We start from the raw sequence: 14,443 nt of genomic DNA on the forward strand, positions 1-14,443 counted from the left end.
CTTAGCGTCCCAAATAGACGTCGATAACGTCTTGGTTTTGTGTCACGTGGTCCAACGATCCTTCAGCAAGCACCGATCCCTGATGCAGCACCGTGACTTTGCAATTCAGGCGGCGCACGAATTCCATGTCGTGTTCGACGACAACGACTGCCCGCGTTTTCGCAGCCCGCACCAATAGGTCTGTCGTATGTTCACGTTCGGCAGGCGTCATGCCCGCGGCGGGTTCGTCAACGAGCAGCAGGCGTGGGTCTTGTGCAAGCAGCATCCCGATTTCAAGCCATTGTTTTTGACCATGGCTTAGGTCACCCGATGTTCGGTCCAGCGCGTCGGTCAAGCCGATCTCGTCACTGATTTCCAGCACACGTTCAGCGCGTGAATCTTCACCGCGCTTGAACAGAACTTCAAACGGTCCACGCGGATTTTTCAGAGCCATCGTAATGTTCTGCCGCACTGTTTGGGCTTCGAAAACCGTCGGCTTCTGGAACTTACGCCCAATGCCTTCGCCCGCGATTTCGCTTTCATTCATGCCGACCAAGGACACAGACTTTTCGCCCCACAGGACGTGTCCTTCGTCAGGCTTGGTCTTTCCTGTCACGATGTCCATGAACGTCGTTTTACCCGCACCATTTGGCCCGATCACGGCACGCAATTCGGGTTCAGCAATCTGGATCGACAGGTTGTTGATGGCTTTGAACCCGTCAAAACTGACGCTGACACCGGATACTTCAAGAAGTGTATTCATTGCGCTTCTCCTTTCTTGGACGGCAGCAGATCAAACAATCCGCCGATGCCTTTGGGGAAGAACAATGTGACAGCGACGAAAGTCACACCCAGCAGGACAAGCCACCAGTCGGTCCATTTAATCTCGTAGAAACCAAGGTTAACGTTTGGCGCGCTGCCCCCCGTGAACCACGATGACATCAGCGATACGACAGCCGCCCCGATGACCGCGCCATACAGGCGGCCCCTGCCCCCGATCGCGACCCAAACCGCCAAATAGATCGACGCAATCGGCGCAATTTCGGCGGGGTTAATGATACCTGCCTGCGGGTAATACAGCGCCCCCGCAATGCCCGCGACCATCGCCGTGACCGTGAAAACGAACAGTTTGTAGCTTTCGACGTGATAGCCCAAGAACCGCACACGTGATTCATTGTCGCGGATCGCGTGAATGACCGATCCGATCTTACCGGATGTGATCCACGCAAAGAAAACATACCCTAATGCCAGCGCCAGCGCAGATGCCCAAAAGAACCACAGCGATAGCGTCGCTTGCGATACCTCGGTCAAGCCGGGAATGTTCTGCAGACCGGATAGCCCGTTATTGCCGCGCAGACCCGTGTCGTTCTGGAAGAAATACAGTGACAGCGCCAGTGTCATCGCCTGTGTCAGGATCGACAGATAGACGCCCGTTACGCGACTGCGAAAGGCGAGCCAACCAAAGACCAGCGCCAGCAAACCCGGCACTAAAACCACCGCCAGCAATTGCAGCGTCAGCGAATGCGAGAACGCCCAGATCGCAGGGAATTCGGAACTACCTACGACACCAAAGATTTGCGTGCCGACGGCTTCGGTGATTTCGTCCGGCGTTGGTGGGATCACGCCTGTCTCCAACGACGTTACGACGATGTCGCGCGTCCGTTCATACATCAGCCACATGCCGATTGCGTAACCGCCGATGCCGAAAAACGCGAAATGCCCTAGGCTTAGGATGCCGCAGTAGCCCCAAACCACGTCCATCGCGATGGCGACAAGACACAGGCACAGCGTTTTACCCAGCGTTTTCAGGAACGATGTTGAGACGATAGACGCCCCAAAAGCTTCGGACATGACGGTCACGCCAAGCGTGAAAAGCGCAAGCGCCAGAAGGAACCAAAGGACAGATGGGTTGCGTGCGATAAATGACTTTTCCATGATCAATCTCCTGCCGCCCGACCTTTGAGGGCGACAATGCCCTTGGGTCTGAATTGAATGAACAGGATCACAAACAGGATCATGTAGGTTTGCGCGGCCAGCGTGTTGGATGGGTTGAACCATTCAATGCCTTTTTGACCAAAGCCGATCATCGCAGCACCTGCCAGTGTGCCCCAGACGTTACCGACACCGCCAACGACCACGGTCATGAAGCTTTGCACGATGTAATCTGATCCCATCTCAGACGTCACCTTGGCATAAAGCCCGATGGCGACACCTGCGATACCCGCGATGCCTGATCCCAAGCCAAAGGTCAGCATGTTGATCTTGGCGGGATTGATCCCCATCGACGCTGCCATGCCTGGGTTTTGCGTCACGGCACGAACCTCAAGGCCCAATCGCGTGCGTTTCAGGATATAAAGGATCAGTCCGAGGAAAATCAGCGCGAGCACGAAGATCGCGATACGGATGTAGCTGATTTGGATCACGTCATTGACGACCCAAGCACCAGCAAGCCAGTCAGGCGACGTCAGCGGACGCGCCTGTGTACCGAAGATGTTCTTGGCAAGCTGTTGCAGCGCCACTGAGATACCGAAGGTCGCCAGCAGTGTTTCCAACGGACGGTCGTAAAGCCAGCGGATCACCAGCCGTTCCATCGCCACGCCTGCGGCGAAGGTCACAGCAAAAGCCACCGGAAGCGCCACAATGATCGACACCGTGTAATTCGGAATGAATAACTGTACGACGTAACCTGTATAAGCCCCCATCATGATGAATTCACCGTGGGCCATGTTGATGACGCCCATCACGCCAAACGTAATCGCAAGGCCAATGGCGGCCAGAAAGAAGATCGAGGCCAACGACAGCGCGTCCAACGTAAGGTCGGCCACTTGAGCAGTGCCAACGCGGGTTTCTACAGAAGCTAACGCTGCCTGCGCAGCATCGGTTATGCCGGCGTCATCTTCGTCGTAGGCTTCGTAAAACACATGTGAATTCAGCGCGACGTCGCGGGTCAGATCTGTGATCAATGTCGGGGCAATGCCCGCCGTCGACAACGCAGCATAGGCTCTTTCGCGCAACGCGGGGTCCGACAATTGCGCCAATGGCACACCACCCACGCGGCCGTCGGTGATGTTCGCCTCTAGCGTTTGACGAATTTCTGCAGGGGTTTGCTTGGCCGGTGCCAACCCAGCATCGACCAAGATCGCATACGACTCTTCCGGTGCATCAAACGGATCGATGATCGTCGCAATATTAACGTCGGGCGCCTCTGCAGCAACGCCCGTCTTGCTGCTTAGAATTTGGTTGAGGACAGCACGCGCTTCGACTGTTGTGTCTTTCGACAGGCTTTCAATTGCAGCGATACGCACATCGGTATCATCAGCAAACCGGGCCTGCATGAAATTAGCGACTTGGACTTTGCGTGCTTTCAAAACCGCGTCCGCTTCACCTTCTATCGACGCAAGTAACGGGGCCAATTGGCTGGCATCAGGTCTGCGGGCGATGGAGGCGACGGCTGCAGTCCGGCGGTCGAGATCAGGATCGCTCAGTTGGAACTGGACAAGTGCTGTCCCGATCAAGCGACGCACGCCACCGTTTGGTTTAATCTGGCTGTAATTATCGGCGGGCGCGGTACCGGTGTCATCGGTATCCACGGACGCCCAAGTCAGAACATCATCGTCTTCAGCACCGAAATAGAACAGACCATCTTGGCCCTGCCAAACTTCCTTTTCAGCCCATTTTTCAAGGAACACTGTGACCTGCGGCAATCCGCTGGCGGCCAAATCATCCAAAACCACACTCACCGAATTACGGGACGGTTTGGCGACTTCTTCGGCGTGCGTTTGGAGGATGGATTGAAGGTCTTGCGCGGTAGCGACGCTAGCAAAAGAGACGAACATCAAGACTGCGGTCAGAAAACTGCGCATGATCAACTTTCGGAAATTCAGGGGGGTATTACGAAAAATGCAGGCGGGATGTCCCCGCCTGCATTGGTCAACTTAGTAGTTGGATGTCAGCTGAACACAGGTCTCTGTTTCAGTGTTGTACATGCCGCATTCCAGATCTTTCCAATCGGATTTCAGAACAGCGGATGCTGGCAAGAAATCTGTCCAAGCATCGCCTGGGACTTCAGCAGTCTGGCTGATGATGTCGAACTGACCGTCTGCTTGGATTTCACCAATCAGAACTGGTTTTGCGAGGTGGTGGTTTGGCAACATCACCGCTGTACCGCCAGTCAGGTTCGGGAATTCTTGACCGTACATGGCTGTGCGAACCGCATCCACGTCAGTTGTTTCTGCCGCTTCAACCGCGTTCACCCACATGTTGAAACCGATGTAGTGGGCTTCCATTGGGTCGTTTGTCACACGCTCTTCACCAGCAAAAGCTTTCCATGCTGCGATGAATTCTTCGTTCGCGTCGCTTTCTGCAGACTGGAAGTAGTTCCATGCAGCCAAGTGACCAACAAGGTTAGATGTGTCCAAACCGGACAGCTCTTCTTCACCAACAGAGAACGCGACAACAGGGATATCGTCTGCAGAGATACCAGCAGCGGCCAGTTCTTTGTAGAAGCCGATGTTTGCGTCGCCGTTGATTGTGGAAATTACGCCAACCTGCTTACCGTCTTCGCCAAGTGCGACAACGTCAGCAACGATCGTGGTCCAGTCAGACTGACCAAATGGTGTGTAGTTTACAAAGATGTCTTCAGCAGCGATGCCTTTATCCATCAGGTAAGATTCAAGGATGTTGTTTGTTGTACGCGGATACACATAGTCAGTGCCCAACAGCGCGAATTTTTCAACACCAAGCTCTTCGAGGAAATAGTCAGTCGCTGGGATCGCCTGCTGGTTTGGCGCAGCGCCTGTGTAGAATACGTTTTTGGAAGACTCTTCGCCTTCGTACTGAACTGGGTAGAACAGCAGGCCATTCAGTTCTTCGATCACAGGAAGAACGGATTTACGGGAAACAGATGTCCAGTTGCCGAAGATTACGTCAACTTCGTTCACTGTCAAAAGCTCACGTGCTTTTTCAGCAAACAGTGGCCAGTCGGATGCAGGGTCAACAACAACCGCTTCCAGTTCACAACCCAACAGACCGCCTGCAGCGTTTTGCTGGTCGATCAGCATCAACATCGCGTCTTTCAATGTTGTCTCGGAAATCGCCATGGAGCCGGACAAAGAGTGCAGAACGCCAACCTTGATGGGATCTGCACATTCAGCAGCAGCCGCACCAGCAAGGCCCAGCACGGAAATGGATGTGAGCAGAGTATTTCGAATAGTCAAAGGATTAACCCCCAAGTTGTTTCGCTACGCTCGAGCCTTCCATCGCTAGGCAATGGTGGATCAGAGTGATAGTCAGGGACCGCAGCTCTTTTGTTGCAGCCATGCGAAGGTCGTTATCTGCCAGGATGCACCTTCGCGTGGCACTGAATGCCCTTTCGGACATCGAGACCTTCACCATTGGTTCCGCGAAAATGAAGATGATCCTGCGTGAACGGGTAGCAATTCGCGGCGCTTTGCTGAAAATTTCACCAACGTTAACCTTATCGGCTAAAAAAAGTGCACAAATCCATCATGCAGATAAAGCGCCTGCGCCTAAAATTACCGCAGTTTCGAATGCGATCGCACTGCTTCGCAGCATTTAATGTTTCCGCATCGCCAGTGATTTCACTGCTCCAACCCCCTCATTGCGGCCTTCGGATCATGGGACGGTAAAGGAACCTTGGCTTCAGGCATTAAAACCGCAAATCAGCTGACCCTAAAGTTAACCAGCTATCCCTTCGCGCGGGAAACTATCTATTCGCGGTGTTTAAAATCGCCGCGCATCTGCGATGTTAAGGACATGAGCCAATAAGTAGTTTCGGAGAATTCGCCCCAAAGCGATCACATCAATAAGGACCTAGAATCGACGCAGACACATAGGTTTCTAGGGACCTGTTTGATAGTATCTCCAACGTTACCCCGCCAGAAGCAGCGGGGACCGGAAGAAATGAACAACAACTCACACGCAGACGTCATAACCAAGGGACGGGGGATCGACGTTTGATAGGAACAAGAGCGGGGACGACACCCTCTTGATCCACGAGGAAGGGCACGATTGACGCAGGTACCGGCGTGGATCGTGCCCTTACCTATTTTCAGCACATTGGTTTGTTAAGCGTCGACACTGTCGGCCCGCGCGACCACTTGCGCGGCCCTGTCAGGGGCAACCCCAAAACCAGCGTCGTCATCGCACGTCAAACACCGCTCTACAGCGGCAGGCCTATGTGCCACGACTTGCGCCAACGCTGAAACAGCAATCAACGGCGCTTCGCGTAGTGACGGCACAAGCCCGATTGGCCCCTGAACGCGGTGCGCATCGACAGCAATCACGCCCATCGCAATAAGGCGTTCGATACGCGCCTCATGTGTTCGTCTGCTGCCAAGGCTACCAATGAAGCAGGCCGATGACCTCAACGCGGCCTGCAACAGCGCAGGTTCCCAATCGTGGTCGTGGAACAGCGTTAGAAAGGCCGCGTATGGGTCCAACCAGTCAGTCCGCACCGCAGCCTGTGTCGATTTCAAATGAACACCGTCTGCGCCAGCGATTGTCGCCAAGGCATCCAGATCCTCTTCGTCAGGAGACATAAGCCGGACCTGAAAACCGGAAGCCACACCAAGCTCAGCCATCGCGCGGAAAACCGCGCCGCGTCCGGCCAGCACCAATCGAAACTGCGGTGCATACCGGAACGACAGCGTCGGTGCCCCATCGACCGGCAAGGTAATCCGCAAAACTGTCGGGCGACGGTTTTCAAGATCGCGATGTGCCGCACTAAGTGCGGCAATGTCTGGCGTCGGATCAATCAAGACATCCAAAGCGCCACCGCATGGCAGAGACAGGTCCGCAAACTGCGACCCCTTACCATACCGAACCAGTTTCTTTTCGGACGTGCGCAGCGCCTCTATTGCCTGAAACTGGATATCTTTGTCGATACAGCCGTTCGACAGATAACCAACCATTGCGCCCGTCTCGTCGACAAGCGCTAATGATCCTTCATCGCGTGCCGCCCCACCTTCGATCCCCACCGATGTGATCAGGGCAAACGCCCTGCCCTGTGCCGTTAAGCGTGCGGCATGGGCGATCACATCGCTAGGGTGTTCGATATATGAAATGGCGTTAGGCAACGGGTTCTTGATCCATCACATCAGCAAAGGATTTAAAGAACTTTGCGGCCAGTTTCTTGGCAGTGCTTTGGATCAGGCGGCTCCCCAATTGGGCAAGCTTACCGCCGATTTCAGCCTTTGCTTCGTAGCGTAGAATTGTGGTGTCACCATCCGCCGTCAGCGTCACATCCGCGCCGCCCTTTGCGTGGCCCGCAGCACCACCGTTGCCTTTGCCCGTCAATGAAAACGCATCAGGCGCGCCGGTTGTATCAAGCACAACATCGCCGCTGAATTTCGCCTTCACGGGGCCGACTTTCAGCACAACTTTGGCTTCGAGTTCATTGTCGGAATGCTTGATCAGCTCTTCGCAGCCCGGAATGCATTGCTGCAGAATCTCTGGGTCATTCAGCGCGGCATATACGCGGTCTTTTGGGGCGTTGATGACGATCTCATCGGCGAGTTCCATGTTTATATCCTATTCTAACAACAAGGGAATTTGATTTGAGCAAGCTGTTCGACCTGCTCTGGTGTCGGGGCCGCGCGTGCACGGAGACGGGTCAGCTTTTTCCAAAATCTCTTCATTTCAAAACCTCCGGTTTGCCGCTAAACAGCATAAGCTTTGACGGACCTGCGCCGTACGCTGACCAACTCTGCCAAGATTGACAGCGCGATTTCTTCGGGGGTCACTGCCCCGATATCCAGACCAGCGGGGGCTTTGACCGCGTCAATCGTTGACCTGTTCAGCCCTGCCGCCTCAAGCTTGTCGGCCAATGTCGCAAATTTGCGTTTGCTGCCGACAAAAGCCACGTGCTGCGGATCCGCCTGCAAGGCATCAGTCAGCGCGTTCATGTCACCTTGGCCTTGCGTGGCAATGACCACGACCTTCTGCCGCGCTGTGGTGGACCCATCAGTGATCTCGGCGACTGGCGTCCAATGAAATTGCGGCGCGATCCGGATCAACGCCTCGGCCACAGGTGATCCGCCCAGCACAACCAATTGCGGCATTGGCAGGCACGGCTCAATAAAGATGTCGACAGTGCCGCGCGACGGGCAGCCGTTGCGCGCAAATTTGGTCCCGTCAACTTCATCACCTGCCGCCACACCGCGTTCTTCAAGCAGGTCTTCGGGGGCTACAGACACAAGCTGCGGTTTGCCCGAATGAAGGGCATCCACCGCGGCGCGTTTCACCGCGCCGCGCGTACAGCCGCCGCCCAACCAGCCATGTAGGATTGTCCCATCGGCACCCAACAACGCCTTCGCACCCGGCTTTGCAGCGGTCGCGCCAGCCGTCCGCACGATCGTCGCAAACGCAAAAGGTTCGTCATTCGCCCGCAGTTTTTGGGCGACATCGGCAAGGTCCACAGATTGGATTTCGGCAGGTGTCATATTCTCGTCAACTCCTGTTCCAGTGCCGCGAGATCGGCCAAGGTATTTGCAGGCGCGAACAGGTCCAGATGGTGCAGCGCGGCTGCCATCCCTTCGGCCACCGGCGCGTAATCACGCCATGCCTTCAACGGGTTGAGCCAGATAACCCTGCATCCACGCTTTTTGATTTTCGCCAAGGCTGCATCCATAATTTCAGGCGCAGAGGTGTCATAGCCATCCGACAAAATCAGCACGACGGACCGACCGTCAACGAACCGTTTCGCATAGGTATCCGCGAAAAGACCCAGCGACGGTCCGATCTTTGATCCCCCGCCAAAACCATCGGCCATCAACGACATCCGCCCAATTGCGCGCATCGCGTCCTTGTCGCGCAACGCTTCGGTTATCCGCACAAGACGGGTATGAAACAGGTACGCATCAGCCGCCGTATCCGCCCGCATCAACCCCGACAAAAACGCGAGAAAGACCTGCGCATAGACCGTCATTGATCCGGATACATCGCAAAGCGCCACGATCTTGCGAGTCCGGTCGGGGCGTTTCTTGCGCAGCAAACGCACAGGTTCGCCGCCCGTCGCAAGGCTATGCCGGATGGTTTTGCGGAAATGTAGCCGGTCACCTTTACGGGCCGCGATCCGTCGCCGCGACCGTCTATCGCGAAGTGCGGCACCCAACCGCCGCGCCACTGCTTCCGCCTCTGCAATATCCTCTGGCCGCACAAGATCACGCAGGTCCTTGCGAGACATGTTCCGCAGTTCCGTCGCGATCAGCTTTCCCGTCCCATCGCTATTCGCATCGCCCTGCCCGTCATCCGGCGCAGTGGCCGTCCCGCTGGCACTTGCATCTTCGCACTGCCCGTCGCGCGATGAATGCACATCGTCACAGGCCGTCGCAGTCGGTGTTTTGATAACTTTCTGCTTCACCCGCCCCGCGTCCATCCAGTAGGCATCAAACAACGCGTCAAAACGTGTCGCTTCATCCTTGCAACCCGTGCAAACAGCCCGCAACGCGCGACGCGTTTCTTCGGGCACCGCTGCGTTCACATGCGTAAGCGCCGCCAGCGACAAATCTGCTTCGGCCACCCCCAACCGCAGCCCGTTTTCACGCAAATGCGCAATAAAGCCCGACACACGGGCCGCGGGCCCCGGATCACGTCCTGCAAAGCGCGTTACACGGGTCATGCGGCGCGTCCTGCGATGCGACCTGCAACTTCTTTCGTGATCTGGGCTTGGTCGTTTTGTGTCTTCAACAAGGTCGTCAGTGTCGATTGCAATACCACCGGATTATCAGTCAAATCCGCAATGCCAAGCCCCATCAAGGCCGCAGCAAAGTCGAGCATTTCCGCCACGCCTGGTGTCTTGTCCAATTCTTCTTCACGCAGCTTTTGCACAAACCCGATCACTTGGCGCGCAAGGTGGTCCTCAACATCGGGGCACCGCGCCTTCAGGATCGCAAGCTCCGTTTCGCGGTCGGGGTAGTCAACATACGTATACAAACAGCGACGACGCAACGCGTCAGACAGATCGCGCGTGCCGTTGGATGTTAAGATCACCATCGGCTTGGAAGTTGCTGTTATCGTTCCTAATTCAGGGATTGAGACCTGATAATCCGACAGAATTTCTAGCAAATACGCTTCAAACTCTTCATCAGCCCGGTCGATTTCATCAATGAGCAATACAGGTGGCACATCCTGCGTGATCGCCGCCAACAACGGTCTTTCCAACAAAAAATCACGCGAAAATATGCGATCCTCAACAGCCTTGCCTGTCTCGCCATCCTCTGCAGCAGCGCGGATTGTCAGCAATTGCCGCTGGTAGTTCCATTCGTAAATCGCCTGCGCCGCATCCAGACCTTCGTAGCATTGCAACCGCAACAACTGCGTTGCTTTGACAGCCGCTAAAGTTCGCGCAACTTCGGTTTTGCCGACGCCAGCTGCACCTTCCAACAACAACGGCCTGCCCAACGCCAACGCCAATTGCAACGCAACGGCTAGGTCATCAGAGGCAACATAACCCTGTCGCCCAAGGGCGTTTTGTAAATCTGTCCAAGTCATATGCGCGTGCGCAGGGTCGACGCGATGCCGACCCCGCACCCTTTCCTAGTCGTGCAAGCCAAGCTTGTTGGCTGTCTGCCAAATCCGCCAATGATCATGCGGCATGTTGGTGTGCGTGTTGCCAAACGGGCGGAACGCATCCTGCACAGCATTCGAGAAACACGGCACACCACCCACATGGGGGCTTTCACCTACGCCTTTGGCCCCAATCGGGTGATGCGGGCTTGGGGTCACGGTATAGTCGGTTTCATAATTGGGGACCTCCCAAGCCGTTGGCAGGAAGAAATCCATCAATGTGCCCGTCTTACAGTTGCCCATATCGTCGTAAGCAATTTCCTGCCCCAACGCGACGGCAAGTGCTTCGGTCAATCCGCCATGAACCTGCCCTTCGATAATCATCGGGTTGATCCGCGTGCCGCAGTCATCCAGCGCATAGAAACGGCGGATTTCAGGGACACCTGTGTCCACATCGATGTCCATCACACAGACATAAGCGCCGAATGGATAGGTCATGTTCGGTGGATCGTAGTAGCTGACCGCCTCTAGCCCCGGTTCAATCCCCGGAATTGCTTGGTTATAGGCAGCAAAGGCGATTTCCTTCATCGTCTTGAACTTTTCAGGCGCGCCTTTGACCACGAAACGGTCCACATCGAATTCCACGTCATTGTCATGTACTTCAAGCAGATAAGCCGCGATCATCTGCGCTTTTGCGCGGATTTTCCGCCCAGCCATGGCCGTCGCAGCCCCCGCAACCGGCGTAGATCGTGACCCGTAGGTTCCAAGCCCATAAGGTGCCGTGTCGGTGTCGCCTTCCTCAATCGTGATGCTGTCCGCTGGCAGACCAATCTCGGACGCAAGGATTTGCGCAAACGTTGTCGCGTGTCCTTGCCCCTGTGAAATCGTCCCAAGCCGTGCAATCGCGGACCCTGTCGGATGAATGCGAATTTCACAGCTATCAAACATGCCAAGGCCCAGAATATCACAGTTCTTGACCGGACCTGCGCCGACGATTTCAGTGAAGAACGACAGACCGATCCCCATCAGTTTGCGGGTCTTACCCGCTTTGAAATCTTCGACACGCTGCGCCTGTTCGGCCCGCAGACCTTCGTAATCAACAGCTTTCAGCGCCTTATCCCACGCGGTGTGATAATCACCGGAATCGTATTCCCAACCAAGGGCGGCCGTATACGGGAACTGTTCCTTTTTAATAAAATTGATCCGGCGCAGTTCAGCTGCATCCATGTTCAACTTGATGGCCAGAACCTCGATCATCCGCTCGATGAAATACACAGCTTCGGTCACGCGGAAAGAGCAGCGGTAGCTCACTCCACCCGGTGCCTTGTTTGTGTAGACGCCATCGACCTCGAGATATGCGGTCGGGATGTCGTAAGACCCCGTGCAGATATTCATGAAACCTGCAGGGAACTTCGTCGGATCGGCGCAGGCGTCAAAGCCGCCGTGGTCCGCAGTCACGTGACAATTCAGCCCTGTGATCTTGCCTTCTTTGGTGGCGGAAATCTTGCCTGTCATGTGATAATCACGCGCAAACGCGGTGGTCATCAGGTTGTCCATGCGGTCTTCGATCCATTTGACAGGTTTGCCTGTCACGATGGAGGCAACGACCGAACACACATAGCCCGGATAGGCGCCAACCTTGTTGCCAAAGCCCCCGCCGATATCAGGAGAAATCACGCGGATGTTGTGTTCTTCGATCCCTGAAATCAGCGATACGATCGTCCGGATTGCGTGCGGCGCTTGGAATGTGCCCCACAGCGTCAGCTTGCCGTTCACCTTGTCCATCGACGCCACACAGCCACAGGTTTCCAACGGGCATGGATGCGTGCGGTGGTAATACATGGATTCTTCGGCGACGATGTCGGCCTCGGAAATCACTTGTTCGGTCGGTTCTTTGTCGCCCGCATCCCATGTGAAGATATGGTTGTGGTGCTTGCGCGGACCATGCGCACCGTCCGGAATTGACCCGTCTTCAGCCACCAGATCTTCGCGTAGAACGACGTCAGATTTCAGTGCCTCGAACGGGTTCACAAGAACCGGTAGTTCTTCGTAGTCCACTTCGACAAGTTCGATCCCGTCAGCGGCGGCATAGCGATCTTCGGCCACAACAAACGCGACTTCTTGGCCTTGGTATAGCACCTTGCCGTCCGCCAGAACCATTTGCTTGTCACCGGCAAGCGTCGGCATCCAATGCAGACCAAGCGGCTCAAGATCAGCAGCTGTCAAAACAGCCAGAACACCCGGGACTTTTAGCGCTTCTTCTGCGTTGATCCCTTTAATGCGTGCGTGGGCGTAAGGTGACCGGACAAAGTCGCCAAACAACATTCCGTCCAATTTCACGTCATCGACGTAGTTGCCTTTGCCTTGTGTGAAACGGGCATCTTCAACGCGCTTCCGTGAACAGCCCATGCCTTTCAGATTAGCGACCCGTTCGTCGCGTGTGACTTCGTCTTTCATTCTGCGGCCTCCTTGGCTGCATTCATCTCAGCGGCGGCGGCTTGGATGGATTTCACGATGTTTTGGTAGCCTGTGCAGCGGCAAAGATTGCCAGCCATGCCAAAGCGGATTTCTTCTTCCGTTGGATTAGGAATGTCCTCTAACAGCTTGGTTGCACGGGTAATCATGCCCGGTGTGCAGTAGCCGCACTGAAGCCCGTGGTGTTCTTTGAATGCGGTCTGCAACGGGTGCAGGTCATCCGGTCCGCCAATGCCTTCGATGGTTGTCACCTCTGCGCCGTCTGCTTGTGCGACGAACATCGTGCAGGATTTCACCGACTTGCCGTCGATCGTCACGGTGCAAGCCCCGCAGTGGGACGTTTCACAGCCGATATGTGGCCCCGTGATGTTTAGCCGCTCGCGCAGTGTGTAGATCAGCAGTTCGCGCGGTTCGGCGAGAAATTCCTCTGCCTTCCCATTCACGTTCAGTTTGATGTGCATTTTGTCTGACATGTTCTGCCCCCTTACGCCCGCGACCAAGCGCGTTCGATGGCACGGCGCAAAATGACGCCCGCCACGTGTTTCTTGAATGCGATTGGACCGCGGTTGTCTTCGGTCGGATCAATGTCGTCCAACATCGCGGCCATTGCGGCCTTGATCGCTGCATCGTCCACCGTCGTGCCAACCAGTGCTGCCCCTGCCGCTTCAGAGAAGATCGGCGTATCACTCAGGTTCGTCATCGCCACACTTGCGGCCGTACAAGTGTCGCCGTCTTTGACGATCTGCACTGCGGCAGCAGCTGTCGCGTAATCGCCGATTTTGCGCTTTTGCTTTTCATAAGCATAGCCACCCTTTGGCATTGGGATTGTCACAGCTGTCAGGACTTCTTCGTCATCGCGTGCGGTCATGTAGGCCGCTTCGTAAAATTCGCGTGCAGGTACGTCGCGCTCACCGTCCGCGCCGATCAAGGTAAAGCTGGCATCAAGGCACTGCATCAGTCCCGGCATATCGTTGCCCGGATCGCCGTTCGCGACATTGCCGCCAACAGTCCCCATGTTGCGCACCTGAGGATCGGCAATCTGCAACGCCGCTTCCTGCAGGATCGGTGCGGCCGTCTTAAGGCCATCGTGATTGATGATATCGGTCTGTGTGATCATCGCACCGAGGCGGATGCTGTCGTCGGTGATGGTGACTTCCGACAACCCGCCCACGTCTTGCAGGTCGATCAGATGTGGCACGTCAGCCATACGCAACTTCATCATCGGGATCAGACTGTGACCGCCCGCCATGACGCGTGCATCGTCCCCATGTTCCTCAAGAATGGCCAATACTCCGGCCATATCCTTGGGTCGATAATATTCGAATGCCGCTGGAATCATCGGCTCTCCTCCCTAAAAGCAAATGTTCTTCTTGCTGTGAGGTGAGCATGCGGCCGTATACGCTGGCTCGTGAAAACCCATGAAAAACAGGTTTATTGCACGAAGTGCGCCGAATTCCGCACG

Annotated in this window: 13 protein-coding genes; 1 reads left to right on the plus strand and 12 read right to left on the minus strand. The window is 55.5% G+C overall.

Features of this window, described 5'->3' with window-relative positions; all coding sequences use genetic code 11:
* Position 1: 1 nt before the first annotated feature.
* The 4 genes from urtD to urtA form a co-directional block, all read right to left on the minus strand.
* Positions 2-742, minus strand: coding sequence for an urea ABC transporter ATP-binding protein UrtD (urtD, locus tag AC0L7R_RS11220; protein ID WP_348107753.1), 741 nt, complete (start codon positions 740-742; stop codon positions 2-4).
* Positions 739-1,914, minus strand: coding sequence for an urea ABC transporter permease subunit UrtC (urtC, locus tag AC0L7R_RS11225; RefSeq protein ID WP_473656962.1), 1,176 nt, complete (start codon positions 1,912-1,914; stop codon positions 739-741). The genes urtD and urtC overlap by 4 nt, the downstream gene beginning before the upstream one ends.
* A 2-nt stretch (positions 1,915-1,916) precedes the next feature.
* Positions 1,917-3,842 carry an urea ABC transporter permease subunit UrtB gene (urtB, locus tag AC0L7R_RS11230; protein WP_473656964.1) on the minus strand — a complete coding sequence of 642 codons (1,926 nt, stop codon included), beginning with the start codon at positions 3,840-3,842 and terminating at the stop codon, positions 1,917-1,919.
* A 72-nt stretch (positions 3,843-3,914) separates the two neighbouring features.
* On the minus strand, positions 3,915-5,195 hold the full coding sequence (urtA, locus tag AC0L7R_RS11235) for an urea ABC transporter substrate-binding protein (RefSeq protein WP_473656965.1): 1,281 nt from the start codon (positions 5,193-5,195) through the stop codon (positions 3,915-3,917).
* A gap of 137 nt (positions 5,196-5,332) precedes the next feature.
* On the opposite strand from urtA, the gene AC0L7R_RS11240 reads away from it, so the two are divergent.
* A complete protein-coding gene (locus AC0L7R_RS11240; RefSeq protein WP_473656966.1) occupies positions 5,333-5,557 on the plus strand; it encodes a hypothetical protein in 225 nt (74 codons plus the stop codon).
* A 508-nt stretch (positions 5,558-6,065) separates the two neighbouring features.
* Here the strand turns inward: AC0L7R_RS11240 and AC0L7R_RS11245 are convergent.
* The 8 genes from AC0L7R_RS11245 to AC0L7R_RS11280 form a co-directional block, all read right to left on the minus strand.
* Entirely contained in the window at positions 6,066-7,076 is a 1,011-nt protein-coding gene (locus AC0L7R_RS11245) for an XdhC family protein (protein WP_473656968.1), read from the minus strand.
* Positions 7,069-7,521: a CoxG family protein gene (locus AC0L7R_RS11250; RefSeq protein ID WP_348107757.1), complete on the minus strand. Its 453-nt coding sequence runs from the start codon at positions 7,519-7,521 to the stop codon at positions 7,069-7,071. Before AC0L7R_RS11250 ends, AC0L7R_RS11245 begins: the two co-directional genes overlap by 8 nt.
* Before the next feature lie 137 nt (positions 7,522-7,658).
* Positions 7,659-8,441 (minus strand): XdhC family protein, encoded by a 783-nt coding sequence (locus AC0L7R_RS11255; protein WP_473656969.1) that lies wholly within the window; start codon positions 8,439-8,441, stop codon positions 7,659-7,661.
* Entirely contained in the window at positions 8,438-9,619 is a 1,182-nt protein-coding gene (locus AC0L7R_RS11260; RefSeq protein WP_473656970.1) for a VWA domain-containing protein, read from the minus strand. The genes AC0L7R_RS11255 and AC0L7R_RS11260 overlap by 4 nt, the downstream gene beginning before the upstream one ends.
* Positions 9,616-10,491, minus strand: a complete 876-nt coding sequence (locus AC0L7R_RS11265; RefSeq protein ID WP_473656971.1) for an AAA family ATPase — start codon at positions 10,489-10,491, stop codon at positions 9,616-9,618. The genes AC0L7R_RS11260 and AC0L7R_RS11265 overlap by 4 nt, the downstream gene beginning before the upstream one ends.
* A gap of 45 nt (positions 10,492-10,536) precedes the next feature.
* A complete protein-coding gene (locus AC0L7R_RS11270; RefSeq protein WP_473656972.1) occupies positions 10,537-12,963 on the minus strand; it encodes an aerobic carbon-monoxide dehydrogenase large subunit in 2,427 nt (808 codons plus the stop codon).
* Entirely contained in the window at positions 12,960-13,454 is a 495-nt protein-coding gene (locus AC0L7R_RS11275) for a 2Fe-2S iron-sulfur cluster-binding protein (RefSeq protein ID WP_473656973.1), read from the minus strand. The genes AC0L7R_RS11270 and AC0L7R_RS11275 overlap by 4 nt, the downstream gene beginning before the upstream one ends.
* A gap of 11 nt (positions 13,455-13,465) precedes the next feature.
* Positions 13,466-14,320, minus strand: coding sequence for an FAD binding domain-containing protein (locus AC0L7R_RS11280; protein ID WP_473656974.1), 855 nt, complete (start codon positions 14,318-14,320; stop codon positions 13,466-13,468).
* Positions 14,321-14,443: the final 123 nt, after the last annotated feature.

The organism is Yoonia sp. D2-7 (genome assembly GCF_055809435.1).

Bases quoted from the DNA above. Each gene is read 5' to 3' on its own strand.
- AC0L7R_RS11275 (WP_473656973.1), bottom strand. From the start codon at position 13,454: ATGTCAGACAAAATGCACATCAAACTGAACGTGAATGGGAAGGCAGAG.
- AC0L7R_RS11255 (WP_473656969.1), bottom strand. From the start codon at position 8,441: ATGACACCTGCCGAAATCCAATCTGTGGACCTTGCCGATGTCGCCCAA.
- urtD (WP_348107753.1), bottom strand. From the start codon at position 742: ATGAATACACTTCTTGAAGTATCCGGTGTCAGCGTCAGTTTTGACGGG.
- urtC (WP_473656962.1), bottom strand. From the start codon at position 1,914: ATGGAAAAGTCATTTATCGCACGCAACCCATCTGTCCTTTGGTTCCTT.
- AC0L7R_RS11250 (WP_348107757.1), bottom strand. From the start codon at position 7,521: ATGGAACTCGCCGATGAGATCGTCATCAACGCCCCAAAAGACCGCGTA.
- AC0L7R_RS11265 (WP_473656971.1), bottom strand. From the start codon at position 10,491: ATGACTTGGACAGATTTACAAAACGCCCTTGGGCGACAGGGTTATGTT.
- AC0L7R_RS11270 (WP_473656972.1), bottom strand. From the start codon at position 12,963: ATGAAAGACGAAGTCACACGCGACGAACGGGTCGCTAATCTGAAAGGC.
- AC0L7R_RS11260 (WP_473656970.1), bottom strand. From the start codon at position 9,619: ATGACCCGTGTAACGCGCTTTGCAGGACGTGATCCGGGGCCCGCGGCC.
- AC0L7R_RS11280 (WP_473656974.1), bottom strand. From the start codon at position 14,320: ATGATTCCAGCGGCATTCGAATATTATCGACCCAAGGATATGGCCGGA.
- urtB (WP_473656964.1), bottom strand. From the start codon at position 3,842: ATGCGCAGTTTTCTGACCGCAGTCTTGATGTTCGTCTCTTTTGCTAGC.